Consider the following 26,216-nt stretch of genomic DNA (forward strand, 5'->3'; position numbering starts at 1 on the left):
TTGCCTGACCTTCGCTCGCCGACTTTTCGTACAGACCCTGACGCCGTGCGTTGGCACGGGGCGGGCTGATGATAGGGGCAGAAGACTCAGGCGAAGGCGGGCGGCGCGCGCGGGTGGGCCGCGGGCCAGGTGAAGCGGGTGGGAGTGTCGGCGGTGGAGCAGGGTGCCAGCGGCGGGCTGTGCTGCTGCGGCAGGATCGCCAGGGTCAGGCTGGAGTTGAGCGCCGGGCCCATGCCGCCGCTGGAGCACAGCGGGCAACCGAAGGCCTTGGACAGGGTCGGCAGCGATTCGTCGACCGGGTTGGAGGAGGCCGGCGCCTGGGTGCGCGGGTCCACCGTACAGAACTGGCCGCCGATCCCGTTGAGCTGCTGGCCGACCATTTGCCCGTGGCCGATGCTGCAGGCGAACACGTTGAACAGGACGCAGCAATAGAGCATCCAGGCAACGAGCGAGCGATCGGTTCGAGCGAATTTCATGGGGCGGGACTTTACCATCGCAGGCGACGAACGTACTTACAAAAACGCGCGAGCGGGTCCATTCTTCAGCAACATTTTTTGCCATGGATGTTTGCATATGAATGTTTTGATCGCGCAATGGATGGCGGGAGCCTTCCTGCTGATCAGCCTGATCCACCTGTACTGGGCCGCCGGCGGCAAGCGCGGCAGCGACGCGGCGATTCCCCAGGTGCCGGGCAGGAAGCCGGGCGAGCTGGAGCCGGCGTTCAAGCCCTCGGGGTTCGCCACCCTGCTGGTGGCGGTGGGCTTGCTGCTGATCGCGATGCTGGTGTGCCTGCGGGTGGGCCTCTACCTGCCGACGGTGAGCCACCCGGCGCTGCAATGGGTGATCAGCGCGATGGCCTTGCTGATGTTCGCCCGGGCCATCGGCGATTCGAACCTGGTGGGGTTCTTCAAGGAAGTCAGCGAGTCCAGGTTCGCCCGGCTGGACACCTTGTTCTATTCACCGCTGTGCGTGGTGCTGGGGGCGGGGCTGCTGGTGGTGGCCTGGAGCTGAGTGTCTCTCTCTTGTAGGAGCGAGCTTGCTCGCGAAAAAAGCCGGTTCAACGGATTCCCGCAGATGGTCCGCGTTATCGTTGACGCTCATCGCGTTCAAGCTCGCTCCTACAAAGGGTGCGTGTGGTGGGCATCCCTCAACTACCGCTTTCGCTACGCCGGCTGCTGACTTCCGCCGGCACATCGTCGCCGGCCATGCGCTTGCGGAACAGCGCCGCCCGCGCCAGCAGCAGGGTGGTCACCGGCACGGTGATCGACAGCAGGATCGGAATCAGCCAGGCATGCAGCACCGGCGCGGCTTTCATCCCCGAGAAATACAGGATCGACGCCAGCGCCACGCACCAGGCGCCCAGGGTCGAGGCCAGGGCCGGCGGGTGCATGCGCTGGAAGTAGTCCTTCATGCGCAGCATGCCCAGGGCGCCGATCAGCGCGAAGGCGCTGCCGAGCACCAGCAGGATCGCCACCGGTATCTCGATCCACCACGACAGTTCACTGACGGCATTCATTCGATCACCTCGCCACGCAGGAGGAATTTGGCCAGGGCGAAGGAGCCGACGAAGCCGAACAGGGCGATCAGCAGCGCCGCCTCGAAGTAGGTGTCGCTGGCATAACGGATGCCCAGCACCAGCATCATCAGCATCGCCAGGATGTACAGGTAGTCCAGCGCCAGGACCCGGTCCTGGGCCGAGGGGCCCTTGAACAGCCGGACCAGGGTCAGGACCATGGCCACGGAAAACAGGAACAGGCTGAGCAGGATCGCGTTCGTGAGCAGGGCACTCATTCGAAGATCTCCATCAACGGACGCTCGTAGGTTGTCTTGAAGTGCTGGATGAACGCCGCTTCGTCGTCCAGGTCGAACACATGCAGCAGCAGTATGCTGCGGTCCAGGGACAGCTCGGACCACACGGTGCCCGGCACCACCGTGGTGATGGTCGAGAGCGCGGCCAGGCCGTTGGCGTCGCGCAGGTCCAGGGGAACCTTGACGAAGCGCGAGCGCGGCGGGCGGCGCCCGGCGTTGAGCACGCCCCAGGCCACGGCCAGGTTCGACAGCAGCACGTCGCGGCCGACCAGCAGGAACAGGCGCAGGATGGTCGCGGGGCGGCGGATGCGGATCGGCAGCGGGCGCAACGGCCGCATCATCAACGGCGCGCAGAACCCCAGGAGCGCGCCGAGCAGCAGGTTGCCGGGGCTGACGGACAGGTTCAGCACCAGCCACAGCAGCCACAGCGCCAGCGACAGCCAGGGCGCGGGGAACAGGCGCTTCATGGCTGCACCTCCTGTAACGCCGCCTGGGCCTCGGGGCTGGGGATCGCCCGGGTGCCGAGCACGGCCATCACATAGTGCTGCGGGTCGTTGAGGCTGTCGGCGGCGGCCTGGGTAAAGCGCAGCAGCGGCTCGGCCTTGACGGTCAACAGCATGCACAGCCCGAGCAGGGCGATGATCGGCACGCACTCGAAGCGCCGCAACAATGGCGACGGTCGTTCTTCCGGGGTCCAGAAGCGCTGGATGCCCAGGCGCGAAAAGGCGATCAGCGATGCCAGGCCGGAAAGGATCAGCAGGGCCAGCAGGCCCCAGGCGGCGCCGGACAGCGGCGCAGCGCTGGCCTGGCCCAGCCCGGCAGGGTTGAGCAGGGCGCCGATCAGGCTCAGCTTGCCGATGAACCCCGACAGCGGCGGCATGCCGATGATCAGCAGCGCGCAGGCGATGAAACTCAGGCCGAGGAAGGCCATGGTCCAGGGAATCACCTGGCCGACCACGGCTTTCTGCTCGTCGTCGAGGTTGGTGCCCGGTGGCGGTTGCAGCGATTCCAGGGGCCGGGGCAGGGCTTCGACCTCGTCGTCCAGGGGGATTTCGTTGGCCGAGCGCGAGCGTTCGATCAGTTCCGCCAGGAGGAACAGCGCGCTCAGGGCCAGGGTCGAGCTGACCAGGTAGAACAGCGCGCCGGCGATCAGCCTGGGCTGGGCGAAGCCGATCGCCGCCAGCAGGATCCCGGCCGAGACCAGGATGCTCAGGCTGGCCATGCGTTCCAGGCGCTGCGCGGCGAGGATCGCCAGGGCCGCGCAGACGATGGTCGCCATGCCACCGTAGATCAGCCAGTCGCCGCCGAAGTAGGCCGAGGCCCCGGCCTGCCCGGAGAACAGCAGGGTCCACAGGCGCAGCAGGGTGTAGACGCCGACCTTGGTCATGATCGCGAACATCGCCGCCACCGGCGCGCTGGCCGCGGAGTAGGCCGGCACCAGCCAGAAGTTCAGCGGCCAGATGCCGGCCTTGGCCAGGAACGCGGTGGCGAGGATCGCCGCGCCGGCGTGCAGCAGGCCGCGGTCGGCTTCCGGCACCAGCGGTATCTTCAGCGCCAGGTCGGCCATGTTCAGGGTGCCGGTGACGCCGTAGATCAGCGCCGCGCCGATCAGGAACAGCGACGAGGCCAGCAGGTTGATCGCCACGTAGTGCAGGCCGGCGGACACCCGCGCGCGGCCCGAGCCGTGGAGCATCAGGCCGTAGGAGGCGGCCAGCAGTACTTCGAAGAACACGAACAGGTTGAACAGGTCGGCGGTCAGGAAGGCGCCGTACAGGCCCATCAACTGGATCTGGAACAGCGCGTGGAAGCTGGCTCCGGCGCGGTCCCAGCGGGCCATGGCGAACAGCAGGGCGCTGACGCCGATGATCCCGGTGAGCACCAGCATCAGCGCCGACAGGCGATCGACCACCAGCACGATGCCGAACGGCACCTGCCAGTTGCCCGGCAGGTACACGCCGACGGAGCCGGGCACGCCGGTCTGCTGGGTCCAGCCCAGCAACAGCACGGAGATGCCCAGGCCGAGCATGCTGGAGAACAGGTTGATCCTGGCTTTGAGCGGGCGATGTTTCTCGCCGAGCATCAGCATCACCGCGGCGGTCAGCAGCGGCAGCAGGATGGGCGCGACGATCAGGTGCGGCATCAGGTTCATTCCTTGGGCTCCCGGCCATCCACATGGTCGGTGCCGGTCAGGCCCCTGGACGCCAGCAGCACCACCAGGAACAGCGCGGTCATGGCGAAGCTGATGACGATCGCCGTGAGCACCAGCGCCTGGGGCAGCGGGTCGGTGTAGTGCAGCAGGTCCTGGGGCACGCCGTCCTTGATGATCGGCTCCTTGCCGATGAACAGGCTGCCCATGCTGAAGATGAACAGGTTGACCCCGTAGGACAGCAGGCACAGGCCCATCACCACCTGGAAGGTCCGTGGCCGCAGCAGCAGCCAGACGCCGGAGGCCGCCAGCACACCAATGGCAATTGCAATGACTTCTTCCATCAGGCGGTGGCTCCTGTCTTGGCAAGGGATTTGGACGGGCTCGGCTTGTGCGCCCGCACCGACTGGTGCGCCAGCGCGGTGAGGATCAGCAGGGTCGAGCCGACTACCACGGCATACACGCCGATGTCGAAGAACAGCGCGCTGGCGATATGGACATCACCGAGCAGCGGCAGGTCCAGGTGCAGGGTATGGGTGGTCAGGAACGGGTAGCCGAACGCCAGGGCGCCGAGCCCGGTCAGGGTGGCGAACAGCAGGCCAGTGCCCATCCAGCGCAGCGGTCGCAGGCTCATCTGGGCCTCCACCCACTGGGTGCCGGCGACCATGTATTGCAGGATGAACGCCACCGACATCACCAGGCCGGCGACGAAACCGCCGCCCGGCTGGTTGTGGCCGCGCATGAACAGGTAGAACGACACCACCAGGGCGATCGGCAGCAGCAGGCGCACCAGCGCCGCCGGCACCATCATGAAGCCCAGGGCGGTGTCGCTGGCGTGGCGCGGGTTGACCAGGTCGGTGACCACGTCGGGCGCCAGCAGGCGCTGCTGGGCCGGCAGTTGCATGCTTTCCTTCGGTGGGCGGAAGCGGCGCAGCAGGGCGAACACGGTCAGGGCCACGGCCGCCAGCACGGTGATCTCGCCCAGGGTGTCGAAGCCGCGGAAGTCCACCAGCATCACGTTCACCACATTGCTGCCGCCGCCTTCCGGCAGGGCGCGGCTGAGGTAGAACGAGGAAATGTCGTTGGGGGTCTGGCGGGTCAGCATGGCGTAGGACAGCACGGCCATGCCCAGGCCGACGGCGATCGACAACAGCAGGTCGCGCAGGCGGCGGGCACGGGCCTTGGGCACGCTGCTCGGCAGCGGCGAAACGTCCTCGATCCGCCGTGGCAGCCAGCGCAGGCCGAGCAGGATCAGCACCGTGGTCACCACTTCCACCACCAGTTGGGTCAGGGCCAGGTCCGGCGCGGAGAACCAGACGAAGGTCACGCAGGTCATCAGGCCGCAGACGCTGACCATGGTCAGGGCTGCCAGGCGGTGGTACTTGGCTTGCCAGGCGGCGCCCAGGGCGCAGGCGATGGCCAGCAGCCAGAGGGTGACAAAGACGATGGAGCCCGGGATCTTCGGCCGGTCGCCCCAGCTCAGGCTGCTGTAGAGCATCGGGATCAGGCCGGCCAGCACCGCCACCAGCACCAGCAGCAACAGCTGGGTCTGCAGGCGCTGGGTGCTGATCCGCCGCTCCAGGCGCCGGGCCAGGCGCATCATGCTCACCAGGCTGCGCTCGAACAGGCGCTTGCCATTGAAGCGGCCAATGAGCGGCGGGTAGGCGAAGTGGCCGCGCACCAGTGGGGCACGCAGCAGCAGGTAGAGCACGATGCCGGCGGACATGGCGATCAGGCTCATGATGATCGGCGCATTCAGGCCGTGCCAGATCGCCAGGCTGTACTCCGGCAGGGTGCCGCCGACCACCGGCAGGGCGGCCGTGGCCAGCAGCGGGCCGACCATCTGCGCCGGGAAGATCCCCACCAGCAGGCAGGTGAACACCAGCAGCTCCACCGGCGCGCGCATCCAGCGGGGTGGCTCGTGGGGCGTGTGCGGCAGGTCTTCGGCCGGCTTGCCGAAGAACACATCCACGGTGAAGCGCAGGGAGTAGGCGACGCTGAAGGTCCCGGCGATGGTGGCGATCACCGGCAGGGCGGCCTCGACCCAGGCGGTGGAATTGATGAACACCGTCTCGGCGAAGAACATCTCTTTCGACAGGAAACCGTTGAGCAGCGGCACGCCGGCCATGGAGGCGCTGGCGACCATGGCCAGGGTCGCGGTGAACGGCATCAGCTTGATCAGGCCGTTGAGCTTGCGGATGTCGCGGGTGCCGCTTTCGTGGTCGATGATGCCGGCGGCCATGAACAGCGAGGCCTTGAAGGTGGCGTGGTTGAGGATATGGAACACCGCGGCCACCGCGGCCAGCGGGCTGTTCAGGCCCAGCAGCAGGGTGATCAGGCCCAGGTGGCTGATGGTCGAGTAGGCCAGCAGGCCCTTGAGGTCGTTCTGGAACATCGCGCAGTAGGCGCCCAGCACCAGGGTCGCGGCCCCGGCGCCGCCGACGATCCAGAACCATTCTTCGCTGCCGGACAGCGACGGCCAGAGGCGGGCCAGGAGGAAGACCCCGGCCTTGACCATGGTCGCCGAGTGCAGGTAGGCCGAGACCGGTGTCGGCGCGGCCATGGCGTGGGGCAGCCAGAAGTGGAAGGGGAACTGCGCGCTTTTGCTGAGGGCGCCGATCAGGATCAGGGGCAGGAGAATGGGGTAGAGGGCATGGGCTCGGATGAGATCTCCGGCAGCCAGGACCTGGTCCAGGTCGTAGCTGCCGACCACATGGCCGAGCAGCATGACCCCCGCCAGCAGGCACAAGCCCCCCGCGCCGGTGACCATCAGCGCCATGTAGGCGCCGCGCCGGGCATCGGAGCGGTGGTGCCAGTAGCCGATCAACAGGAAGGAGAACAGGCTGGTCAGTTCCCAGAAGAACACGATCTGGATCAGGTTGCCGGAAATCACCAGGCCGAGCATGGCACCCATGAAGGCCAGGAAAAACGCGAAGAAGCGTGGCACCGGGTCTTCCGGCGACATGTAGTAACGCGCGTACAGCGACACCAGGGTGCCGATGGCCAGCACCAGCATGGAGAACAGCCAGGCGAAGCCGTCCATGCGCAGGACGAAGTTCAGGCCGAGGCTGGGCAGCCAGTTGAACTCTTCACGGATCACGCCGCCATGGGCGACCTGCGGGTACATCGAAGCCACTGCCACGCTGCCGGCCAGGGCGACCAGGCCCGCCAGCAGCGACTCGGTGTTACGCGCGTTGTGCGGCAGCAAGGCCGCCAGACAGCTGCCGATAAAAGGCAGAAGCAGTAGAACTATCAGGGACATAGGCTTCTAATCTGCGGGAAATTGTGATGCATCATACGTGCCGACTCTGTGATCACCAACCTTGAAGCTGTGGCAGGATCCTACAAAGACGGGCGCATGATCTTTAAAAGTAGGGGGATTGGCTAATGCCGATCAGTTAAGGCTTTTTGTAGGAGCAGCCGGTTGACGCTCGATTGCTCACGAAGAACTCCAGCACCGCGCGTTAAACCAGGCAGTTCGCGTTATCGTTGACGTTTTTCGCGAGCAAGCTCGCTCCTACAGTGGAGCCAATCGCTTAACTGATCGGTATTAGGGGATTGGCTGTTTGCCTTATGGAGTGAGGAGAAAGCGCAGTATCTATGTGGTTTGTGATGTTTGTGCCAGCGGATCGCGAGCAAGCTCACTACAGAGGGGCGCGATCTCCTGTAGGAGCGAGCTTGCTCGCGATCAACCGCGAAGCAGTTGTCTAGCTCATTTCCCCGAGTCCACGGCCTCCCGCTCAACCTCCGCCTCGACCACCTCGCTACTCTTACCCTTGGTCTTCAACTCGCTGACGATCACCGCCGCGACGATCAGCGCGCCGCCCAGCAGGGCCAGGGCCGGCAGGCGTTCGCCGGCGATGCGCCCGACCAGCCCGGCCCACACCGGTTCGCCGGCGTAGATCAGGGTGGCGCGGGTCGGCGAGACGCTTTTCTGCGCCCAGTTCATTGCCACCTGGATCGCCGCGCTGGCGGCGCCCAGGCCCAGGGCGCTGGCCAGCAGCAGCCAGGAAAAGTCCGGGATGGCTTCCTGGGTCGGCACCACCATCAGGAACGACAGCACCGAGGTCGCCGCCAGTTGCACCACGGTGACCCGGCGCACATCGACCTGGCCGGCGTAGGTGCTGATCAGGATGATTTCCGCGGCGATGGCCACGGTGCTGATCAGGGTGGCGATTTCCCCCGGGCTGAAGTCCAGCGCGGCGCCGCCCGGCCCGGAGAGCAGCATCAGGCCGGTGAAGGCCAGCATGATGCCGATGCTCGGCATCAGCCCCGGGCGCTTGCCCATGAACAGCCATTGCAGCAGCGGCACGAAGGGCACGTACAGCGCGGTGATAAAGGCCGACTGGCTGCTGGGAATGCTTTGCAGGCCCACGGTCTGCAGGCCGTAGCCGAGCATGATGGCGGTGCCGATGAAGACCCCGGCCTTGAGTTCGAACAAGGTCAGGCCGCGCAGGCTGCGCAGGGAGAACAACCCGACGATGCAGGCCGCCGCGGCGAACCGCAGGCCGACGAAGAACATCGGGCCGCTGACGGTCATGGCGTGCTGCACGGTGAGGAAGGTGCCGCCCCAGACCATGGTGATCAGTACCAGCACGCACTCGGCTTTGCTCAGTTTGAGGAAGAAGGAGGAAGGTTTGCAGGAGTTCACCGACGTCATGCCCTTGCGCGTTACCAGGGGCGGCCGCACAATGCGCCGCGAAGTTGGGCAGTATACTGCGCAAATCCATACAGTGAGCAATATAGTGCACAAAGATCCTGGGCAGCGCGCTTCCGTGCTGCAGCATGTCAGTCATAACGTCCGCCGCCTGCGCCATGCCGCCGAGCTGAGCCAGAGCGCCCTGGCGGAAAAGTCCGGGGTCAGCCGCCGGATGCTGGTGGCCATCGAGGCCGGTGAGAAGAATGTCAGCCTCAGCACCCTGGACCGGGTGGCCGAAGCCCTGGACGTGGCCTTCAGCGACCTGATCCAGGCCCCCGACGCGCGCGACCCGAGCCGCATCAACGAGCTGGCCTGGGCCGGGCTGATTCCCGGGAGCAAGGCAGTGCTGCTGGCCAAGGCCAACGCCTGCCGCGAAGTAGAGCTGTGGGAGTGGCGCCTGGAGCCGGGCGAGCAATACCTGTCTGAGCCGGACGCCGAAGGCTGGAGCGAGCAGCTGTATGTCTGCGAGGGTTGCCTGACCCTGGTCCTGGGGGCGCAGGAGCGGCGCCTGGACAGCGGCGAGTTCTTCATGTTCGCCAGCAACCTGGCGCATGCCTATCGCAACGATGGGGCGGTGGCGGTGCGTTTCGTGCGCAACGTGGTGATCTGAACACTGTTGCCTGGGCAACAGCGTTTGCACACTTTGTCTGTTTCCAGTTGAAGTCATTGATCGGTAGTTTTTTAAAGTATTGGTTTGTAAGGCTTTTAATTTTCAGGCATGACCCCTGCTGCCTCCAGGCGTTTGCTGTAGGGCTGCTGCAGGTTGCGATCGGCTACGCAGCAGATGCCAGGGCAGGTAACTGGCTGTATCAGGCTGACCCCGAACGCCTGGCCACGGCTAAAAGGAACAAGCCTCCATCAACCTCCAGCCAGCGGACCACCCCGGCGTTGGACGCTCCGCAGGCGTCCGGCGGGTCCGCAGCTGTGGAGCGAGGAGGGCACTGAATGGCCGGAGGGTCTGAAGGTGCTGTTGCAACAATTGGCCTTGTCGTGGCTGGCCGGGCTCACGCGCAACGTCCCCTGAACGGAGGTTGTGACGGCTGCCTGTCACGGCGCGCCAGGGCTTTCGCTGCAGCGCTCGACCTATTAATGTGCTGCCCGGGCACAGGGTGAAAACCGCTGTGCATCACCGTTATATAGCCGCGAGAACCTCATGAGCCAAACACCCAACGGACAGGCGAGCGGCGCCACCCGTGATGCCGATGTCCTGATCGTCGGCGGCGGCCTCAGCGGCGCCTTGCTCGCGGCCCAACTGCTGCGCCTGCCGGGCCGGCGCCAGGTGCGGGTGATCGAGCCGCGCAGCGAGCTGGGGCGCGGCGAGGCCTACAGCGCCGTCGAGCTGGGCCACACCTTGAACGGCAACGCCGCGCGCATGAGCGTCGACCCGGACAACGCCGACGACCTGACCCAGTGGCTGGGCGACTACATCGCCGCTGGCGGCTGGCCCGAGTCGGGGCAGCAGCCGGTGCCGGTCAGCGAGCTGTTTCCACCTCGCGGGATCTTTGGCCTGTATGTCCAGCAACGGCTGGCCGAAGCCCAGGCGATCGGCGCCTTGCAGGGCTCGACGGTGGCGCATGTGCGCGCCGAGGCGGTGGATTTGCAGGCCGACGCCGAGGGTGCCTGGCTGACCCTCGACGACGGCCAGCAACTACGCGGCGCCTTTGCCGTGCTGGCCACCGGCATGTTCCCGGCGGCGCGTACGCCGCAGACCGAATCCAGCGGCCTCAACGCCGCCGCCCTCGACCCCTGGGATGTCTCGGCCATGCGCCGGCTCGACCCGCAGGCGACTGTGCTGATCATCGGTTCCGGGCTGACCATGGTCGACGCCGTGGTGTCCCTGGAGCAGGCCGGGCATCGCGGGCCGATCGAGGTGTTCTCGCGCCACGGCCTGTTGCCCCATGTGCGGCGCCAGCCACCGGCCTGGGTCGATTTCCTGGCCGAGGATCCCAGCCTCCGCAGCCCGCGCCAGTTGTTGCACGCGCTGCGTCGCCAGTGCCGCCAGGCGCTGGCGGACGGCGTGGACTGGCAGGCGCCGCTGGACACCGTGCGCGCCCATATCGGGCGTTTGTGGAGCCAGGCCACGGATGTGCAGCGCCGGCAGTTCGTGCGCCATGTACGGCCGTGGTGGGAAAGCCATCACCACCGTTCGCCGCCGCTGAGCGCCGGGCTGGTGGCGCGTTTGCACGGGGAGGGGCGGCTGCGCATCCATGCCGCCTCGTTCAAGGGCCTGGAGCCTTCGGCGGATGGGCGCCTGGCGATTTGCATCCGTCGTCGCGGCGAGACGCAAGCCACCTGGGTCGTGGGGGATGCATTGATCAACTCCAGCGGCATCGAATACGACTGGCGCCGGGTCGCCCGGCCGTTGCCGCAGCAACTGCTGGCCCGTGGCCTGATCCAGCCGGGACCGCTGGCCCTGGGGATCCGGGCCGACGCCGGTGGCGCGGTGGTGGATGCCCAGGGACAGGTCGCCAGCCGACTGTTCGCCATGGGCCCGCCCTTGCGCGGCATGTGGTGGGAAAGCACCGCGGTGAGCGATGTGGCCAGCCAGGCCAAGGCGTTGGCGGCGCGGTTGGTTGCATTGGCATAACAACGCCAATCCCCTGTAGGAGCGAGCTTGCTCGCGAAGCGTTGTGTCAGACACACCGCGTTGTTTCTATCGCGAGCAAGCTTGCTACAGGCATGGCGGTGGTTTTAAAGGGGCTCGACATCCACCCAACGCCGCTCCCGCGCCGCGATCCGGATCGCCGCCGCCAGCCGCTCCACCTGCCAGGCCTCGGCGAAATCCGTCCCGCCTTGCCCCTGGCCGCCGAGGGCCATGATCAGTTCATGCACCTCCAGGGTCTTCAGCTCGTTGTAGCCCAGCTGATGCCCCGGGGCCGGGCTGAAGGCGGCGTAGCCGGGCAGGGCGGGCCCGGCCAGCAGGCGCTGGAAGCCGCTATCGCCGGCACGGTACAGGCGCAGCTCGTTGAGGCGCTCCTGGTCGAAGGCCAGGGTGCCGCGGGTGCCGCTGATCTCGAAGCTCAGGTGGTTCTTGTAGCCGTGCTTGAGCCAGCTGCTGCTGAAGGTCCCGCGGGCGCCGCTGGCGAAGCGCAGCAGGGCGTGGGCCTGGTCGTCCACGGCGATCGGGCGCTGTTCCTGGCTGCCAGCGCTGGCCGGGCGCTGCTGGTGCACAGTCTGGCTGTCGGCGCAGACCGCCTCGACCTCGCCCAGCAGATAACGCGCCATGGCCAGCAGGTGGCTGCCCAGGTCGGCCAGGGCGCCACCGGCATGCCGCGGGTCGCAGCGCCAGGAGAAAGGCGAGGCCGGGTCGGCCATGAAGTCTTCGCTGAACTCGCCCTGGAAGCTGACGATCTGCCCCAGTTCGCCGCTGTCGATCAGCGCCTTGGCCTGCATGATCATCGGGTTGTGCTGATAGTTGTAGCCGACCCGGGTGACCACCCCGGCGGCTTGGGCCGCTTGTTGCATCTGCTGCGCCTGTTCGACGCTGACCGCCAGGGGCTTCTCGCAATACACCGCCTTGCCGGCCTTCAGGGCGGCCATGGCCATCGGGAAGTGCAGGTGATTGGGCGTGGTGATCGCCACCAGGTCGACCCTGGGGTCGTCGATCAGCCGTTGCCAGTCGCTGTGGGCCCGGGCAAAACCCCAGGCCGCCGCGCAGTGCCCGGCGCGCTGGCTGTCGGCATCGGCCAGTGCCGCCAGGTGCAGGCGCACCGGCAACTCGAACACCGCGCTGACATTACGGAACGCCAACGCATGGGCCCGGCCCATGAAGCCGGTGCCGATCAGACCTATTCCCAGTTCACCCATAGCCGACCCCTTGCAGAATTGTTGTTGTAAGGCAGGCTATTTATGGAATAAATATTCTCTAATTGCAATTGGTGGAAAAAATATTCATTTTTTGTCGCCGCAGATCCCCTGTAGCGAAGCTTGCTCGCGATAAACGCAAGGGCAACGCGTTCATTCAGGCAATACGCGTCATCGTTAACGACCATCGCGAGCAAGCTTCGCTCCTACAAGAAGTCCGTGTCGGCAATGAAAAAGGCAGCCCGCAGGCTAATGCCGATCAGTTAAGCGATTGGCTCGACTGTAGGAGCGAGCTTGCTCGCGAAAAACGTCAACGATAACGCGTACTGCCTGGTTTAACGCGCTGTGCTGGAGTTCTTCGCGAGCAATCGAGCGTCGACCGGCCGCTCCTACAAAAAGCCTTAACTGATCGGCATTAAGCCCGCAGGCTGCCTTTGTCGAACGGCGCGGATCGCTCAGGACAGGAAGCCGCCATCCACGTTCAGCGACACGCCCGTGGTGTAGCTCGAGGCATCGCTGGCCAGGTAGAGCACGGCGCCGGCCATTTCGCTCGGGTCGGCCACGCGCTTGAGGGGGATCTGCGCCAGGGCGGTCTTGAGGATGGTGTCGTTCTTCACCAGCGCCGAGGCGAACTTGGTGTCGGTCAGGCCCGGCAGCAGGGCGTTGCAGCGGATGCCGAACTGCGCGCACTCCTTGGCGAAGACCTTGGTCATGTTGATCACCGCCGCCTTGCTCACCGAGTAGACGCCCTGGAAGATGCCGGGGGATACGCCATTGATCGAGGCCACGTTGATGATGCTGCCGCCGCCGTTGTCGCGCATCAGCTTGCCGGCTTCCACCGACATGAAGAAGTAGCCGCGGATATTCACGTCGACGGTTTTCTGGAAGGCGCCCAGGTCGGTGTCCAGCACATTGCAGAACTGCGGGTTGGTGGCGGCGTTGTTGACCAGGATGTCCAGGCGCCCGAACTGTTCGCGGATGCCGGCGAACACCTGGCCGATCTGCTCCATCTCGCCGATATGGCAGGCGATAGCGGTGGCCTTGCCGCCAGCGGCGACGATGGCGTCGGCCACATGCTGGCAGCCTTCGAGCTTGCGGCTCGAGACGATCACATGGGCGCCTTGCTGGGCCAGCAGCTTGGCGATGGCTTCACCGATGCCGCGGCTGGCGCCGGAGACGAAAGCGATCTTGCCGTCGAGGTCGAACAACTGAGTCTTGGACATGGTTTTTCCTTATGGTGCGCCTGGCGCCGGGACGATCAGAGGCTGGATTTGTCGATGACTTGCAGGCTCATCTGCTCCAGCAGCTTGTTCATGTGAATGAACGGCGCGAAGCGTTGGTCCTGGGTCTGGCCATGGAAGAAGCGGTAGTAGATCTGCTGCACGATGCCGGCCAGGCGGAACAGGCCGTAGGTGTAGTAGAAGTCGAAATTGCCGATCCGGATGCCGGCGCGTTCGGCGTAGTAGTCGACGAACTGCTGGCGGCTCAGCATGCCCGGGGCGTTGCTCGGCTGGCGGCGCATCAGTTGCACCGGCGCCGGGTCGCTGGCCTCGATCCAGTAGGCCAGGGTGTTGCCCAGGTCCATCAGCGGATCGCCCAGGGTCGTCAGCTCCCAGTCCAGCACACCGATGATCTGCATCGGGTTGGCCGGGTCGAGGATCACGTTGTCGAAGCGGTAGTCGTTGTGCACGATGCTGGAGGTCGGGTGATCGGCCGGCATCTTGTCGTTGAGCCAGGCCTTGACCGCTTCCCACTTGGGCGCGTCGGGGGTCAGGGCTTTCTCGTAGCGGTCGCTCCAGCCCTTGATCTGGCGTTGCACATAACCTTCGGGCTTGCCCAGGTCACTCAGGCCGCAGGCCTTGTAGTCGACGCGGTGCAGCTCGACGAACTTGTCGATGAAGCCCTTGCACAGGGCTTCGGTCGTGGCCGCGTCGAAACCCAGCTCCGGCGGCAGGTCGGAGCGCAGGATGATGCCCTTGACCCGCTCCATCACATAGAACTCGGCGCCGATCACCGATTCGTCGGTGCAGTGCACATAGGCTTTCGGGCAATACGCAAAGCCGTCCTTGAGTTGGTTGAGGATGCGGTATTCGCGGCCCATGTCATGGGCCGACTTGGCCTTGTGGCCAAAGGGCGGGCGGCGCAGGACGAATTCCTGCTCCGGGTATTCCAGCAGGTAGGTCAGGTTCGAAGCACCGCCCGGAAACTGGCTGATCTGCGGGGTGCCGGTCAGGCCCGGAATATGGGCCTTGAGGTACGGATCGATCAGGTTGGCATCGAGTTCCTCGCCGGAGCGAGTACGGGTGGACTGGTCAGTAAGCGCCATGCTTATCCCTTCTGCTTATTCTGGAGGCCAGAGATTATTGGCTAATCTAATGCGCGCGTCCCTGGGCTCACAAGTGATGCAGGGACTTATAGGTTAGCGTGTTGCCGGATAATCAGCGGGCCTGATGCGCTGCGGCAGATCCTGCGGCAGAGGCCGTGCCTTGCGGCTAAGGTTGATCAGGTCGATTGCCTTGGTGACAGGAGGTTCGGATGGGCTGCCCACAGGTTTGTGCCAGCGCCACCCTGCAGTGCAGCTTTGGCGTGGCGCCTTCGGCGCTCATGGTGCTGCCGGCCAATCGGGTGCTGACCGGCGGCATGCCGGCGGCGAACATCATGGATCACATTCCGTTGGTAAACATTTTGCCGTTCGGCATGTGCCAGAGCCTGGCCAATCCCATGGTCGCGGCGGCCACCGCGGCGGCGCTCGGGGTGCTGACACCGATGCCCTGCATCCCGGCCACCGCCGCTCCGTGGATTCCCGGCGGCCCCCCGACCCTGCTGCTGGGCAGCATGCCCGCGCTGGACGCCAACAGCACCCTGATGTGCAGTTGGGCCGGCGTGATCAAGATCGTCGTGCCCGGGCAGATGCAGATGCTGATTCCCTGAGCAGGCCCGCACCCGCTGCCGCAACAGGGCGCTCAGCCTTCGACGGGGTCCATCCGCTGCCTGAACCACCAGCGCAGCCGCGAGATCGGCTTGCCGTCGGCATCCAGCGGCCGACCATCGCTGGCGAAGGCCTGGCCCGGCTCCAGCAGTTGGCCGTTGAGATAGCGGGCATTGAGGGCCTGCTTGCCGTTGGGATGAAAACGCTGGTAGGTGCCTTCGCGAACCCCGTCGCGATAATGCTCGCGTTCGGCCAGCCGGCCGTCGGCAAAAAAATTATTCGCCTCGCCATGCAACAGTCCCTGGTGGTAGCTGGCCTTGCGTTGCAGCGTGCCTTCGGTGGAATAGAACCGCGCGAGGCCCTGCAACTTGCCATCGATGTAAGACAGCCGCGCCGAGATCCGGCCATTGGGGTGATACAGCGTGCTGATGCCTTGCAGCTCGCCCTGGCGGTAGTTCAGTTCGGCCTGGGGGCGGCCGGCTTCCTTGATGCGCAGGGTTCCCTCCAGTTGGCCGTCGAGCAGGCGCCCGTCGAGTCGACTGTCACCCCTTTGCAACTCCAGCTTGTCGGACTGCGCCATCGCGATTTCCTCAGTTGACCTTCACCAGGCCGCCCTTGATGGTCAGCATCCCGCCGCCATCCACCGTTTGCTCGGCACCGCCCTTGTTGGTCAGGCTGATCCCGGCGTCGTTGGTCAGGGTGGTACCGGCCTTGTTTTCCAGTGAGGTGCCCGCCTGGCTGCTCAGGGATGTACCGGCCTTGTGGCTGATGGAGGTACTGGCCTGGGCCGCCAGGTCGGCGCCGCTCTTGAGGGTAAAGCTGCCCCCGCTCTGAAGGGTCAGGGTGCCGTTGACCTTGATGGTCAGGTTGCCGTCCACCGTCAGGTTGTAGTTGCCAGTGACCTGATGCTCGTAGTTGCCGCCGGTGCTGTGGTTCTGGTCGCTGCCGACCTTCACCGTGCGTGTGTCCTTCACGTCCAGGCTGTCGCTGCCGGTCTGGATGGTCACGCTGCGCTTGCCTTTCTCCAGGGTCACGGTCTCGTCGCCTTCCTTGACCGTGCGGGTGCGGGCGTTCTGTACCGTGAGGGTTTCGTCGTGGCCGACCGTGGCGCTGGTGTCGTTGAGCACGTTGATCTTCAAGTCCTTCTGTGCCTGCAGGAACACCTCCTCGGCGTCTTTCTTGTCCTCGAAGCGCAGTTCGTTGAAACCGCCGCCACCCTTGGACGACTGGGTCTTGATCCCCGACTGGGTCTGGTTCGCCGGAAGCGCATAGGGCAGGGCGTTGTCGCCGTTGTACACGCAACCGGTGACCAGCGGCCGGTCCGGGTCGCCGTCGATGAAGGTCACGATGACTTCCTGGCCGATCCGTGGGATGAACTGCATGCCGAAGCCCTTGCCGCTCCAGGGCAGTACCACGCGCACCCAGCAGGAACTGGTTTCATCGTTCTTGCCGTCACGGTCCCAGGGGAACTGCAACTTGATCCGGCCATACTCGTCGGTCCAGATTTCTTCGCCGGATTTGCCGACCACGATGGCGGTTTGCGGGTGCATGCGCGGTTTGGGGGTGCTGCGTTGCGGACGAAACGGTGTGGCCTTGGGGATCGCTTCGAAGCGATTGCGGTAACTGTCATGGCTGACGTCATGGGTGACTCGGGTCACTACCCAGTCGATGTTCAGGCTCGCGTCGTCGTGCCCGTCGAGGGTGAACCAGTGCCCCGGCACCAGCCAGCGGCAGTCGCTTTCGCCGACAAAACGCTGCTCCTCGCTGCGCAGGCCATCCACTCGCTGCTTGGTCAGCGCATCGCCCCGCGCCTTGGCGTTATAGCCACCCGGATGTTCGTACATCGAACGCGGCCCGGCCACGGCTTCGGCCTGGCCGTACAGCGACATGGCGGGCGTGGTGAACTCATAATCGGTTGCCCGGTACCCGCCGGCCACCGCCTGCACGCACAACTGTCCGGAGCGAATGCCATGCAGTTCGCGCTCGCCCAGCCGCTGGCCGAGATAATTGACCTTCGGCCCGTTGGGAATCGCCACGAACGCATCGTTGCTATCCCCCAGCACCAGGGTGTGCTTGCCTTCCTCATGGGTGAAGAACCAGAAAATCCCTTCCTCCTCCAGGAGCCGCGAGACAAAGGCGAAATCGCTCTCGGCGTACTGCACGCAATACTCGCGCGGGCTGTAGCTGCCGCTCAGCGAGAGCTTGAAGTCGCTGAAACCGTGGGCCTTGAAAATTGTCGTGACGATGTCCGAGGTACTGAGGTTCTGGAACACCCGGTTGTTGCTGGCCAGGGTCAGCCACCAGAGCCAGGGCCGCAGTACCACCTGATAACGCTCGGCGGTGGCGTCGGCGGGGAGCTGGCGGATTTCCGCGACCAGGGCATCGAGGGGGCGGGTGAGGGCGTCGTTGTGCAGGGTGATGGTGAGGTGGGTGGCGATGGCGTCGGGCAGAGTGAGGGAGGGGCCGTCGTTGAGGCCACTGAGGGTTTGTGCCCCAAGCGTATTGAGCGCCTCGTCGCCTGCCAGCGACTCTGGGTAGAGCTCCGACAGAGAGGAGGCGGTGAGGGAGAGGCTGGTGTTGCTGTCGGTCGATCGCGGCATGGCCAGAACTCGAAGAAACGGTTACTTGGTGATCTGAAAAACCCTGTCTGTTGGCGTCACCAGGTAGGCGTTATCAAGGTCGCCCTTCAATGTGAGGTTGCCATAGCACCCTTCACACTTGGGTGACATCAGACTGATTCCGCCACTCGCAATGTATTTGGTTTTCAAAGGAAACGTCTGGAAGACGGCAATCTGGATTTGATCCTTGAACTCACAATAAGTATTGCCGCAAGTGTAAGAAGCTTTGGGACTGGACGAAGCGGCCGCGACCGGTACGGGCGCTACATAGCGATCACTTGAGGCGAGTACGGCAAAGCACGAACCCGTGCCGGTTTCGCCAGCATTTCTGTCGAAGCTGAATTGCAGCGCGTTCTTGAAATCATCGATCGTAATCCAGTGATCCATGGCTAACATGACACCGGCCACCGCACCCTTGTGATTGACTCGGTAGTTGCCGATCGCAGCATTGTTTTTTTTAGTCAGGCGATCGCCTTTGAAACCGAATTGCAGTTGCCATTGGCATAGGTGATCAATACTGGCGATGACTTCAGCTCCGGGGGGCGTGCCGCTCCAGATCACCGATTGAGCATTGAAGTTGACGGCCTTCGCTTGCAGGTCCAAGCGAAAGCTTTTCTCTTCTTTGGCGGACTCATCGTAAATTCTTCCTTCCCAATTGGCGTAGGACTGCTGAGGACCTGCACCGGAAAAGCGCAGCCCCTGCGTGCCTGCAACGAAGTTGCCGCACTCGGCGATCCTGTCGCACATGTCCACCGCCGTTTTCTTGTCTCCGGTACTGGGGAAGCGAAAAAAATCTCCAGCGTTATATTCACCAATGTAAACAGGCATGCATGTTCTCCGTAACCGTGATGGAAAAATATCGCGAGGCGGTTTCTCGAGTCCGTTCATAAATGAAAAATGCCAGGTGATTTTGGTGGCAGAAAGTAACCGCCGTTCGCCAGCAAATCGAGAACCTGTTGTTTTTGTTCGGGCCGCAGATCTTTGAAAGGGGTGCGGTATATCTTTTGGGCGACATATTCGGACACTGCGATATTTTTCTTCCAGGGGGTGGTGAAGTCTTCTCTTTTGCGCTTTTCTTCGCGAGCGTCAAAAAACATGGAGAGCAGCGGTAAATCGTTTTTGTACTGGACCTTGATTAGCTTTTGCAGATTTTCGGGGCTAGAGGCATCGAAGACATCGACAGTATTGAAGGGCGAGTTCAAATTGGGTTTGGCAAATTCGTTGCGATCAAACAGATAGTCCCAGGCAGTCACTTTCCCGAACCATTCGTCAGACTCTGGCACTTCAAGGGGAGAATCGGCCAGCGGTTTGTAAAGCTCCACCATCGGTAGATCGTCAGGTATTCCCAGTTCGCGCTTCATCAACAGCAAAACCTGGAGCTGAAGCCGGTGCGAATATTCGCCATGTTCCGGGTTGATAGTGGGGTCTTTGACGGGCGCGCCCAAAGCAATAAGTTTAGCGAACTGCTTCGGGCTCAGAACGCTGATGATCGTTCTTGTGTCAGTGAAAAGTTCCGGTTTTTCTCTTTCCAGGAAGACACTTTCGAGGACTTTTCTCGGCTTTTCGAACCCCTCGGGCGGATCTTGATAAAGCTGAATTTGTTCGTGCGTACTCAAAGTGACGTCTTTGAAATGATGTTTAATCTTGCGTTGTATGTCGTACTCGATTCTTTGTAGGTATTGAAAGTATTTCGTGCGGGTACGCAATGCGTCGACACCGAGGTAAAGAAAAGTATCGAAGTGTGGCCGCGTGCGAATTGACGAGCCGAATAGAAGATCGAGTGTGTATTTGCCGCTCATAATGGCTCCTTTGATTGAAAAACATGGGCAGACCGCTCACCTTCTGCCGCCCTGTTTTTCCTTATTCCAACACCCACTCCGCCAGTTTCCCTGTCACCTGGGTCATCAGTACATTCTCGACATCCCTGGCTCCCGCCGCGCTGCATTTGGCGAGCACCGCCTTGACGATTCCCGCATCAAATTCGAATGGCTTGCCGGTCGCCGCTTTGTAGCGTCCGCGCAACTTCTCCAGCTTCGCCAGCACGATCCCTTCCAGCGTCGACTCGTCCAACGGGCGGTAGGGCACGACTGTCATGCGGGCGAGAAAGGCCGGGCGGAAGGCTTGCAGCAGGACCTTGCGCAGCACTTCGTTGAAGGCATCGGTGCCGAGCTGCGCGGTCGGGGTATCGAGGATCAGCTCGGCGCCGACATTGCTGGTGGCGAGCATCACGGTGTTCTTGAAGTCCACCACCAGGCCGGTACCGTCTTCCATCACGCCCTTGTCGAAGACGTTGTAGAAGGCTTCGAGCACATCCGGGTGGGCCTTTTCGATCTCGTCCAGCAGCACCACCGAGTAGGGTTTGCGCCGTACCGCTTCGGTGAGCACGCCACCGCTGCCGTAGCCGACGTAGCCGGGTGGGGCGCCCTTGAGCTGGCTGACGGTGTGGGCTTCCTGGTATTCGGAGAGGTTGATGCTGATCAGGTTGCGTTCGCCGCCATACAAGGCATCGGCCAGGGCGTAGGCGGTTTCGGTCTTGCCGACGCCGGTGGGACCGACCAGCAGGAATACCCCCACTGGCTTCTGCGGGTCGGTGAGGCCGGCGCGGTAGGCTTGCAGGCGTTGGGCGATGGTGCTCAGCGCGCTGCTCTGGCCCATCACCCGCTGGCCCATGCGCTGGCCGAGGGTGCGCACGGCGTGGGCTTCGTCGGCGAGCATCTTGCCCACCGGGATGCCGGTCCAGCCAGCGATCACCGCGGCCACCGTCTTGGCGTCGACCTGTTCCGGCACCAGCGGGTCGTCCTGGCGGATGGCGTCGAGGCCGGCTTCCAGGCGCAGCAGTTCGGCGGCCAGGTGGTCGATGCGGCTGTCGATGGCTTCGTCGGGTTTGTCGCTGTCGGCGCGTTCGCTCAGGGCCAGCAGCTCGGCGCGGGTCTCCAGCAGTTCACGCACGGCGACCCGCTCTTCGCCCCAACGGGTTTCCAGTTCGCGGATGGCCTGCACATTCGTGGCTGATTCGCCCTCCAGCAGGGTGATGCGTTCGCGGTGATCCAGGCCGGTGGCCTGTTCCCGGCGCAGGCGTTCGGTTTCTTCCTGCAGGCTGTGCTGGCGGTGGCGCAGGCTTTCCAGCGGCGGCGGTACGTCGTGCTGGCCGAGGGCGACCCGGGCGCAGGCGGTGTCGAGCACACTGATGGCCTTGTCCGGCAACTGGCGTCCGGAGATGTAGCGGTGGGAGAGTTTCACCGCTTCATGGATGGCCGCGTCCAGCACCTGTACGCCATGGTGCTGTTCGAGCTTGGCGGCGACCCCGCGGAGCATTTCCACGGCGGTGATTTCATCCGGCTCTTCCACTTGCACCAACTGGAAACGCCGGGCCAGGGCCGGGTCTTTCTCGAAGTATTTCTTGTACTCCAGCCAGGTGGTGGCGGCCAGGGTGCGCAACTCGCCCCGGGCCAAGGCTGGCTTGAGCAGGTTGGCCGCGTCGCTGCCGCCTTCGGAGGCGCCGGCGCCGATCAGCGTATGGGCCTCGTCGATAAACAGGATGATCGGCTTTGGCGCGTTGCGCACCGCGTCGATCACCCCCTTGAGGCGCTGTTCGAACTCGCCCTTGACCCCGGCCCCGGCCTGCAGCAGGCCCAGGTCCAGCACCCGCAATACCACGTCCTGCAGGGACGGCGGCACGTCGCCGGCGGCGATGCGCAGGGCCAGGCCTTCGACCACCGCGGTCTTGCCCACGCCGGGAGCGCCCACCAGGATCGGGTTGTTCTGCCGCCGGCGCAGGAGGATATCGATGCATTGGCGGATCTCGCCGTCGCGCCCGACTATGGGGTCGATGCGTCCGGCGTGGGCATCGGCGGTCAGGTCCTGGGTGTACTGGTCGAGCAGCGAGTCCACGGCCGCGGCGGGGGTGTTCTTGTCGGCCGACGGGCGTTTGCCGCTGTGCTCGCGGGACTTTTCGGTCCACTCCAGCAGGTTGCCGCGCAGGGCGTCGTGGGGAATGCGCAGCAGGGACGAGGCGCTATTGAGCAACAGGCTGCGGCGCTCCTCGCGATCGAGCAGGGCCAGCAGCAACAGGCCCGAGCGAATGCTCTCCAGGCCGAGCACGCTGGCGTGCACCACCGCGTCTTCGAGCAGGCCCAGGGTGTGGCTGGATAGCGCCGGGGTGCGGGTGCTGCCGGACTTGAACAGGTCCAGGGCCTTGTTGATTTCCGCGGCCAGGGCATCGCGCTCCAGGCCGAAGCGGGGCAGCAGCCAGGCAAAGTCGCCGCCTTCGATGTCCAGCAGTTCCAGCAACAGGTGCTCGATTTCCACGTAGTGGTGGCCGCGTTGCAGGCAGCGCTGGGCCGCCCGCTCCAGGGCGCGACGGCTGTCGGGGTTGAGGCGTCCGATCAGGCTGGCCAGTTCCATGTTCAGGCGATCTCCGGCTGACGCAGGCGGGTTTCGATGCGCTGGATGCCCAGGCTGGCCTGGCGTTGCAGGCCACCGTTCCAGCTCAGCAGCGGCGCTGCCTGACGACTCAGTTGCAAGGGACTGGCGCCGCGCACCAGCAGCACCAGGGTGCAGTTCAGGTCCGGGCCGAAATACAGCGCGGCGAGGCTGGCCAGGGCGACATGAGCCTCGCCGTCGGGCAGCAGGTTGTGGGCCTGGGTACTGGTCAAGGGGCCGAGCTCCAGGCGGATGCCGGCATGTTCGTCCCAGACCCGGGTGCCGGCCACGGCGCTGCGTCCCAGTTGCAGGTTGCGCCCGGCGGGTTGCAGGCGGCTGCGGCTGGCCACGGGGATCTGCCGCCAGGCGCCTTCGTAGGCGCTCATGGCCACCGGCAGCCCGAAGTGTTCGCGCACGATCGCGGCAAAACCGGCCAGGGAGCGGCGCCCGTCGGCGAACAGCGCGCCGCAGGCCAGCACCGAGGCATCGGCCAGCGCCTGGCGCTCCTGCAACGCCTTGGGCAGTAATCCGGCCAGGGCCCGCAGTTGCATCTGCACCGGGCTGCTCGCGGCCACGCCAAAGCCCAGGGCCAGGCGGTGTTTGCGCAGCACTTTGTAGAGCAGGCTGAGCAGGCGGTGCTGGAACAGGTCGAGGAATTCGCCGGGCGCGTGGTCCTTGGCCCGTGCCCGTTGTTGCAGCCATTCCTGATAGGCGTAGGGCAACGGGCCGTCCGGGCCGCCGAGGCCGAATACCGGAGTGCTCAGCACCGGGCCGCTGGCGGTCTGCTCCAGGCTGTGCACCTGGCTGGCGGCGAACAGCGGGATCAGCGGCCCGCGCAGGCGCAGGGCTTCGGCCTGCGGCGCGGTACCCGAACCCAGGGCATCGGCTTGCGGCTGTTCGCGCTCCAGCAGCAACAGCGCCTGCAACAGCTCGAACGCCTGCGGGTCGTCGCGCAGGCGCTGGCTCAGCGCCGGACGCCGGGGCCGGTTCAGAGGACCAGGGGCTGGCCGGCTTGCGGTTGCCATGTCTTGATCTCCTTGTCCGACTGGACCAGCGTTGTGCGCACAAAGCGGTTGGCGGTGGCATAAAGGGAAAAGAACTGCGCCAGCACCGCCGAGAACAGCACCGCGCTGTTGCCGACGAAGTGCTGCGGATCGAGTTGCAGGCGTACTTCCAGGCCGTTGCGCCAGCCGCGCCAGGCGTCCTCGCCGACATGGGCGATCACCCGTTCGCAGCCCAGGCCGAGCAAGCCATCGATCTGCCGCAGGGCGCTGGCTTCGTCCCGCAGGTTGTGCAGTTGCAGGATCTCCTTGAGGGCTTCGAGGGCCTGCGGTCCCTCCACCAGCGACAGGTGGTTGAGGGTCAGTTGCGACACCAGGCGCCAGCGCGATTCGCCGCCCAGGCGCGGCAGGCTTTGCGGGCTGGGCGGGTTGCGCAGGCGCGCCCAGGCCACCGGTCCCGGACGCTCGAAACCCAGGGCCGTGCCCGCCGGCAGGCTCTGGGCCAGATGGCGGTTGGTGCACAGCAGCTCGGCCGTGAGGCTGTAGTCGGGCGTGTCGAGCAGCGGGTCGAAGCGGGTGTCCACCAGGCTCAGCATCAGGTCGCTGCCCAGGCGATTGGGGGTCAGCCCGACAATCCGGCGCCCATGCCAGTACAGGCCACTGTCAGCCGAACCATGTTGGCTGCCGTAGTAGGCGGGCACCTGGCGCACGCCCTGGCTTGAGCTGGCGCGCAATGAGCGGATGCTGTGGATTTCCACGCTGTTTTCCCGGTGGCTGTCGGCGACCAGGCGGTATTCGCTGCGGGTGCCGTCCGGACGCAGCGGTTCCGAGGTGCGCGGGAACAGATTGATCGCCGGGGTACAGCCCAGCACGATGTCACTGGCTTGCAGGTGCAGGCGGCTGGCGGGGGCGCGGTCGAAAATGATGTACAGGTACAGGCTGTCCTGGTCGCTGCATGCGCCGCCCAGCGGGATGTCGAAGAAGTTGAATTTGTCCGGGAAGGCGAAGTATTCCGCCAGCAGGCGCATGCCGGGATGCACGCCGTCCTCATCGGGCAGCAACACTTCATCGCGGCTGAACCCGACGATCTGCGGCAAGCCGACGAGAGGCAGCGGAGTGCTGCCGGGCGGGCCGGCGAGGACCCGCGCCGGGTGGGCGCCAAGCAGGTCGTACAGGGCTGCGTTGACCACCGGCGAGGCGGCCAGGTGCAGGCGCAGTCGCTCGATATTCAGTTCGGCCCAGGAGGTCTTGCCCAGGCAGCGCAGGTGCAGGCGCAAGGCCGAGCGGGCCTGGGGCACGCCGGTCAGGGCCTGGGCCTCGTCGCCGCCGAGGAGCAGGGCCTCGTCGATCGCCACCGGCCACAGTTGCACGGCGGCGCAGGTGCGAAAGTGAATGCTCTCGCCCCGGGTTGTGGTGACGAACAGCGGCGTGTCGCGGGGCAGGGCATAGCCTGCGGCCAGGCTGCCTTTGCTCGGGTCCGGCTGGAACTGCACGATGGCGCAGGACGGCAACGGGCGCATGGCCAGTGGGTAGAGCTGTTCGAGCAAGGCGTCGCTGAACTCGGCGTAGTCATCGTCGAGGCGCCGTTGCAGGCGCGCGGCGAGCAGGGCGAAACCTTCCAGCAGGCGCTCGACATGGGGGTCCGGGCATTCGCCGGGGGACAGCTCCAGGCGTCGCGCGACCTTGGGGTATTTTTCCGCGAAGAGGCTGCCGGCGTGGCGTAGCCAGGTCAGTTCGCGCTGGTAGTAGTCGAGCAGTTGGGCATCAATCGAGTCGCTCATGGCGGACCTCGAGGCCGTCGCTGGCCTGTTCGATGACAAAGGCTACCGGCCAGCGTTGCGCTAGGCCGCGCAAGTTGCCGCGCAGACGGATGCTCAACTGCTGCGGATGGTCGGGCACCGATTCGACCTCGACGTCGTCCAGTTGCAGGCGTGGTTCGAAATGCGCGATCGCGCTACGGATTTCCCGCGCCAGCTGGCGCCGGTCGTCGCTGCGCTGCTGTTGCAGGGCGGTCCAGTCGGCGATGCCATAGTCGATGATGCTCGGTGGCGACGTCGTCCGGCGCGTGGCCCGGCGAGTGTTGAACAGGCGTGACAGCTCGGTGTGCACCGAGTCCAGCAACGCCTGTCGATCGAACACCTGACCGGCATCGTCCTGGCTGGAGGCCAGGCGTTCGAACAGCGCAGGCTGCCCACCGGTGCCGGTCATGGCGAGGGGGTTCCGCTACTTGGCCTTGATCAGCTTGTTGGCGGCCAGGTCCCAGGTCGAGGCGGCCGTGCCTTCCTTGGTGCCGTCGTCTTTCTGCGCGGTCAACTCCCATTTGATCTTGGTGAAGTTCAGCGACAGGGTTTCCACCGGCTTGCCGCCCGTGCCGCCGCTGACGCTGACGTTGGACAGCACCACGTTGGTCAGGGTGTAGATGATGAAGGGCATCAGTTGGCCGCTGCCTTCGGCGGCGTTACGGCCGATGATGATCTTGGCTTCCGGGATCGGCTTGCCGGCGCAGCAGTACTCGTTGAGCGAGGGCGTCGAGGAGTCGACGAACTTGGTCAGGGTGAACTCGCCGATATGCGGCTTGCCGGAAGTCCGCTCCGAGTTGCTCACATCGTTGGTCACCTGCATCGCCACGTTGTGGCTGTAGGACATGACTTCGATCTTGTCCTTGTAGCCCTCGAGCAGGCTGTCGCCTTTGATGTCGCCGCCGAGGTCGAGAATGATTGCATCCATCGCATGGAACTCCTGAAGGTCGTCACCCTAGGAAAAGGGCAGGAAGCCCGCCGGCCGGGCC

At 64.9% G+C, this 26,216-nt stretch carries 23 protein-coding genes and 1 pseudogene; 4 read left to right on the forward strand and 20 right to left on the reverse strand.

Translation table 11 applies throughout. The features are described from left to right. Positions 1-86 precede the first annotated feature (86 nt). Positions 87-476 carry a DUF2946 domain-containing protein gene (locus IF690_RS12790; RefSeq protein ID WP_202700346.1) on the reverse strand — a complete coding sequence of 130 codons (390 nt, stop codon included), beginning with the start codon at positions 474-476 and terminating at the stop codon, positions 87-89. 97 nt (positions 477-573) lie between these two features. Here IF690_RS12790 and IF690_RS12795 point away from each other — a divergent pair, with 97 nt between their 5' ends. After that, positions 574-1,011, forward strand: coding sequence for a DUF3995 domain-containing protein (locus IF690_RS12795; protein ID WP_202700347.1), 438 nt, complete (start codon positions 574-576; stop codon positions 1,009-1,011). Between the two features lie 136 nt (positions 1,012-1,147). On the opposite strand, the gene IF690_RS12800 is transcribed toward IF690_RS12795, so the two are convergent. From IF690_RS12800 to IF690_RS12830, 7 genes and pseudogenes are all read right to left on the reverse strand, one after another. Then, entirely contained in the window at positions 1,148-1,516 is a 369-nt protein-coding gene (locus IF690_RS12800) for a Na+/H+ antiporter subunit G (protein WP_202700348.1), read from the reverse strand. Then, entirely contained in the window at positions 1,513-1,791 is a 279-nt protein-coding gene (locus tag IF690_RS12805; protein ID WP_009048485.1) for a K+/H+ antiporter subunit F, read from the reverse strand. Before IF690_RS12805 ends, IF690_RS12800 begins: the two co-directional genes overlap by 4 nt. Continuing rightward, positions 1,788-2,276 (reverse strand): Na+/H+ antiporter subunit E, encoded by a 489-nt coding sequence (locus IF690_RS12810; RefSeq protein WP_202700349.1) that lies wholly within the window; start codon positions 2,274-2,276, stop codon positions 1,788-1,790. The genes IF690_RS12805 and IF690_RS12810 overlap by 4 nt, the downstream gene beginning before the upstream one ends. Then, complete coding sequence (locus IF690_RS12815; RefSeq protein WP_202700350.1) at positions 2,273-3,958, reverse strand: monovalent cation/H+ antiporter subunit D; 1,686 nt, start codon at positions 3,956-3,958, stop codon at positions 2,273-2,275. Before IF690_RS12815 ends, IF690_RS12810 begins: the two co-directional genes overlap by 4 nt. Continuing rightward, positions 3,955-4,299: a Na+/H+ antiporter subunit C gene (locus IF690_RS12820; RefSeq protein ID WP_023968969.1), complete on the reverse strand. Its 345-nt coding sequence runs from the start codon at positions 4,297-4,299 to the stop codon at positions 3,955-3,957. The genes IF690_RS12815 and IF690_RS12820 overlap by 4 nt, the downstream gene beginning before the upstream one ends. After that, on the reverse strand, positions 4,299-7,217 hold the full coding sequence (locus tag IF690_RS12825; RefSeq protein WP_202700351.1) for a monovalent cation/H+ antiporter subunit A: 2,919 nt from the start codon (positions 7,215-7,217) through the stop codon (positions 4,299-4,301). Before IF690_RS12825 ends, IF690_RS12820 begins: the two co-directional genes overlap by 1 nt. A gap of 450 nt (positions 7,218-7,667) precedes the next feature. Then, positions 7,668-8,685, reverse strand: a pseudogene (locus tag IF690_RS12830) (DMT family transporter). Positions 8,686-8,700: 15 nt separating this feature from the next. Between IF690_RS12830 and IF690_RS12835 the strand changes: the two are divergent. Next, complete coding sequence (locus IF690_RS12835; protein WP_202700352.1) at positions 8,701-9,264, forward strand: helix-turn-helix domain-containing protein; 564 nt, start codon at positions 8,701-8,703, stop codon at positions 9,262-9,264. Positions 9,265-9,807: 543 nt separating this feature from the next. Further along, complete coding sequence (locus IF690_RS12840; protein ID WP_202700353.1) at positions 9,808-11,241, forward strand: FAD/NAD(P)-binding protein; 1,434 nt, start codon at positions 9,808-9,810, stop codon at positions 11,239-11,241. A 104-nt stretch (positions 11,242-11,345) separates the two neighbouring features. On the opposite strand, the gene IF690_RS12845 is transcribed toward IF690_RS12840, so the two are convergent. The 3 genes from IF690_RS12845 to IF690_RS12855 all read right to left on the reverse strand — a co-directional run bounded on the left by IF690_RS12845 (position 11,346) and on the right by IF690_RS12855 (position 14,784). Then, on the reverse strand, positions 11,346-12,461 hold the full coding sequence (locus IF690_RS12845; protein WP_202700354.1) for a Gfo/Idh/MocA family protein: 1,116 nt from the start codon (positions 12,459-12,461) through the stop codon (positions 11,346-11,348). Positions 12,462-12,913: 452 nt separating this feature from the next. Beyond that, on the reverse strand, positions 12,914-13,681 hold the full coding sequence (locus IF690_RS12850; protein ID WP_202700355.1) for an SDR family oxidoreductase: 768 nt from the start codon (positions 13,679-13,681) through the stop codon (positions 12,914-12,916). 35 nt (positions 13,682-13,716) lie between these two features. Continuing rightward, positions 13,717-14,784: a phosphotransferase family protein gene (locus IF690_RS12855; protein WP_202700356.1), complete on the reverse strand. Its 1,068-nt coding sequence runs from the start codon at positions 14,782-14,784 to the stop codon at positions 13,717-13,719. A 209-nt stretch (positions 14,785-14,993) separates the two neighbouring features. On the opposite strand from IF690_RS12855, the gene IF690_RS12860 reads away from it, so the two are divergent. Next, on the forward strand, positions 14,994-15,389 hold the full coding sequence (locus IF690_RS12860) for a DUF4280 domain-containing protein (protein ID WP_202700357.1): 396 nt from the start codon (positions 14,994-14,996) through the stop codon (positions 15,387-15,389). Positions 15,390-15,421: 32 nt separating this feature from the next. Here the strand turns inward: IF690_RS12860 and IF690_RS12865 are convergent, their stop codons facing one another. From IF690_RS12865 to IF690_RS12905, 9 genes are all read right to left on the reverse strand, one after another. Next, positions 15,422-15,967, reverse strand: a complete 546-nt coding sequence (locus IF690_RS12865) for a toxin-antitoxin system YwqK family antitoxin (RefSeq protein ID WP_202700358.1) — start codon at positions 15,965-15,967, stop codon at positions 15,422-15,424. Between the two features lie 10 nt (positions 15,968-15,977). Next, positions 15,978-17,987, reverse strand: a complete 2,010-nt coding sequence (locus tag IF690_RS12870) for a type VI secretion system Vgr family protein (RefSeq protein ID WP_202700359.1) — start codon at positions 17,985-17,987, stop codon at positions 15,978-15,980. A 21-nt stretch (positions 17,988-18,008) separates the two neighbouring features. Continuing rightward, complete coding sequence (locus tag IF690_RS12875) at positions 18,009-18,833, reverse strand: hypothetical protein (protein WP_202700360.1); 825 nt, start codon at positions 18,831-18,833, stop codon at positions 18,009-18,011. A 56-nt stretch (positions 18,834-18,889) separates the two neighbouring features. Next, entirely contained in the window at positions 18,890-19,804 is a 915-nt protein-coding gene (locus IF690_RS12880; protein ID WP_202700361.1) for a LirA/MavJ family T4SS effector, read from the reverse strand. 61 nt (positions 19,805-19,865) lie between these two features. Continuing rightward, a complete protein-coding gene (tssH, locus tag IF690_RS12885) occupies positions 19,866-22,409 on the reverse strand; it encodes a type VI secretion system ATPase TssH (protein ID WP_023968983.1) in 2,544 nt (847 codons plus the stop codon). 2 nt (positions 22,410-22,411) lie between these two features. Next, positions 22,412-23,452, reverse strand: a complete 1,041-nt coding sequence (gene tssG / locus IF690_RS12890) for a type VI secretion system baseplate subunit TssG (protein ID WP_202700362.1) — start codon at positions 23,450-23,452, stop codon at positions 22,412-22,414. After that, positions 23,416-25,209 (reverse strand): type VI secretion system baseplate subunit TssF, encoded by a 1,794-nt coding sequence (gene tssF / locus IF690_RS12895; protein WP_202700363.1) that lies wholly within the window; start codon positions 25,207-25,209, stop codon positions 23,416-23,418. The genes tssG and tssF overlap by 37 nt, the downstream gene beginning before the upstream one ends. Further along, positions 25,193-25,636 (reverse strand): type VI secretion system baseplate subunit TssE, encoded by a 444-nt coding sequence (gene tssE / locus IF690_RS12900; protein WP_202700364.1) that lies wholly within the window; start codon positions 25,634-25,636, stop codon positions 25,193-25,195. Before tssE ends, tssF begins: the two co-directional genes overlap by 17 nt. A 15-nt stretch (positions 25,637-25,651) precedes the next feature. Beyond that, entirely contained in the window at positions 25,652-26,155 is a 504-nt protein-coding gene (locus tag IF690_RS12905) for an Hcp family type VI secretion system effector (protein ID WP_023968987.1), read from the reverse strand. Between the last annotated feature and the right edge of the window lie 61 nt (positions 26,156-26,216).

The organism is Pseudomonas sp. SK3(2021), assembly GCF_016772375.1.
GTDB classification, from domain to species: domain Bacteria; phylum Pseudomonadota; class Gammaproteobacteria; order Pseudomonadales; family Pseudomonadaceae; genus Aquipseudomonas; species Aquipseudomonas chlororaphis_I.

What these genes read in the sequence shown, in the direction of transcription:
- IF690_RS12790 (WP_202700346.1), bottom strand. Translation starts at nt 476, where the DNA reads ATGAAATTCGCTCGAACCGATCGCTCGCTCGTTGCCTGGATGCTCTAT.
- IF690_RS12795 (WP_202700347.1), top strand. Translation starts at nt 574, where the DNA reads ATGAATGTTTTGATCGCGCAATGGATGGCGGGAGCCTTCCTGCTGATC.
- IF690_RS12800 (WP_202700348.1), bottom strand. Translation starts at nt 1,516, where the DNA reads ATGAATGCCGTCAGTGAACTGTCGTGGTGGATCGAGATACCGGTGGCG.
- IF690_RS12805 (WP_009048485.1), bottom strand. Translation starts at nt 1,791, where the DNA reads ATGAGTGCCCTGCTCACGAACGCGATCCTGCTCAGCCTGTTCCTGTTT.
- IF690_RS12810 (WP_202700349.1), bottom strand. Translation starts at nt 2,276, where the DNA reads ATGAAGCGCCTGTTCCCCGCGCCCTGGCTGTCGCTGGCGCTGTGGCTG.
- IF690_RS12815 (WP_202700350.1), bottom strand. Translation starts at nt 3,958, where the DNA reads ATGAACCTGATGCCGCACCTGATCGTCGCGCCCATCCTGCTGCCGCTG.
- IF690_RS12820 (WP_023968969.1), bottom strand. Translation starts at nt 4,299, where the DNA reads ATGGAAGAAGTCATTGCAATTGCCATTGGTGTGCTGGCGGCCTCCGGC.
- IF690_RS12825 (WP_202700351.1), bottom strand. Translation starts at nt 7,217, where the DNA reads ATGTCCCTGATAGTTCTACTGCTTCTGCCTTTTATCGGCAGCTGTCTG.
- IF690_RS12840 (WP_202700353.1), top strand. Translation starts at nt 9,808, where the DNA reads ATGAGCCAAACACCCAACGGACAGGCGAGCGGCGCCACCCGTGATGCC.
- IF690_RS12845 (WP_202700354.1), bottom strand. Translation starts at nt 12,461, where the DNA reads ATGGGTGAACTGGGAATAGGTCTGATCGGCACCGGCTTCATGGGCCGG.
- IF690_RS12850 (WP_202700355.1), bottom strand. Translation starts at nt 13,681, where the DNA reads ATGTCCAAGACTCAGTTGTTCGACCTCGACGGCAAGATCGCTTTCGTC.
- IF690_RS12855 (WP_202700356.1), bottom strand. Translation starts at nt 14,784, where the DNA reads ATGGCGCTTACTGACCAGTCCACCCGTACTCGCTCCGGCGAGGAACTC.
- IF690_RS12860 (WP_202700357.1), top strand. Translation starts at nt 14,994, where the DNA reads ATGGGCTGCCCACAGGTTTGTGCCAGCGCCACCCTGCAGTGCAGCTTT.
- IF690_RS12865 (WP_202700358.1), bottom strand. Translation starts at nt 15,967, where the DNA reads ATGGCGCAGTCCGACAAGCTGGAGTTGCAAAGGGGTGACAGTCGACTC.
- IF690_RS12870 (WP_202700359.1), bottom strand. Translation starts at nt 17,987, where the DNA reads ATGCCGCGATCGACCGACAGCAACACCAGCCTCTCCCTCACCGCCTCC.
- IF690_RS12875 (WP_202700360.1), bottom strand. Translation starts at nt 18,833, where the DNA reads ATGCCTGTTTACATTGGTGAATATAACGCTGGAGATTTTTTTCGCTTC.
- IF690_RS12880 (WP_202700361.1), bottom strand. Translation starts at nt 19,804, where the DNA reads ATGAGCGGCAAATACACACTCGATCTTCTATTCGGCTCGTCAATTCGC.
- tssH (WP_023968983.1), bottom strand. Translation starts at nt 22,409, where the DNA reads ATGGAACTGGCCAGCCTGATCGGACGCCTCAACCCCGACAGCCGTCGC.
- tssG (WP_202700362.1), bottom strand. Translation starts at nt 23,452, where the DNA reads ATGGCAACCGCAAGCCGGCCAGCCCCTGGTCCTCTGAACCGGCCCCGG.
- tssF (WP_202700363.1), bottom strand. Translation starts at nt 25,209, where the DNA reads ATGAGCGACTCGATTGATGCCCAACTGCTCGACTACTACCAGCGCGAA.
- tssE (WP_202700364.1), bottom strand. Translation starts at nt 25,636, where the DNA reads ATGACCGGCACCGGTGGGCAGCCTGCGCTGTTCGAACGCCTGGCCTCC.
- IF690_RS12905 (WP_023968987.1), bottom strand. Translation starts at nt 26,155, where the DNA reads ATGGATGCAATCATTCTCGACCTCGGCGGCGACATCAAAGGCGACAGC.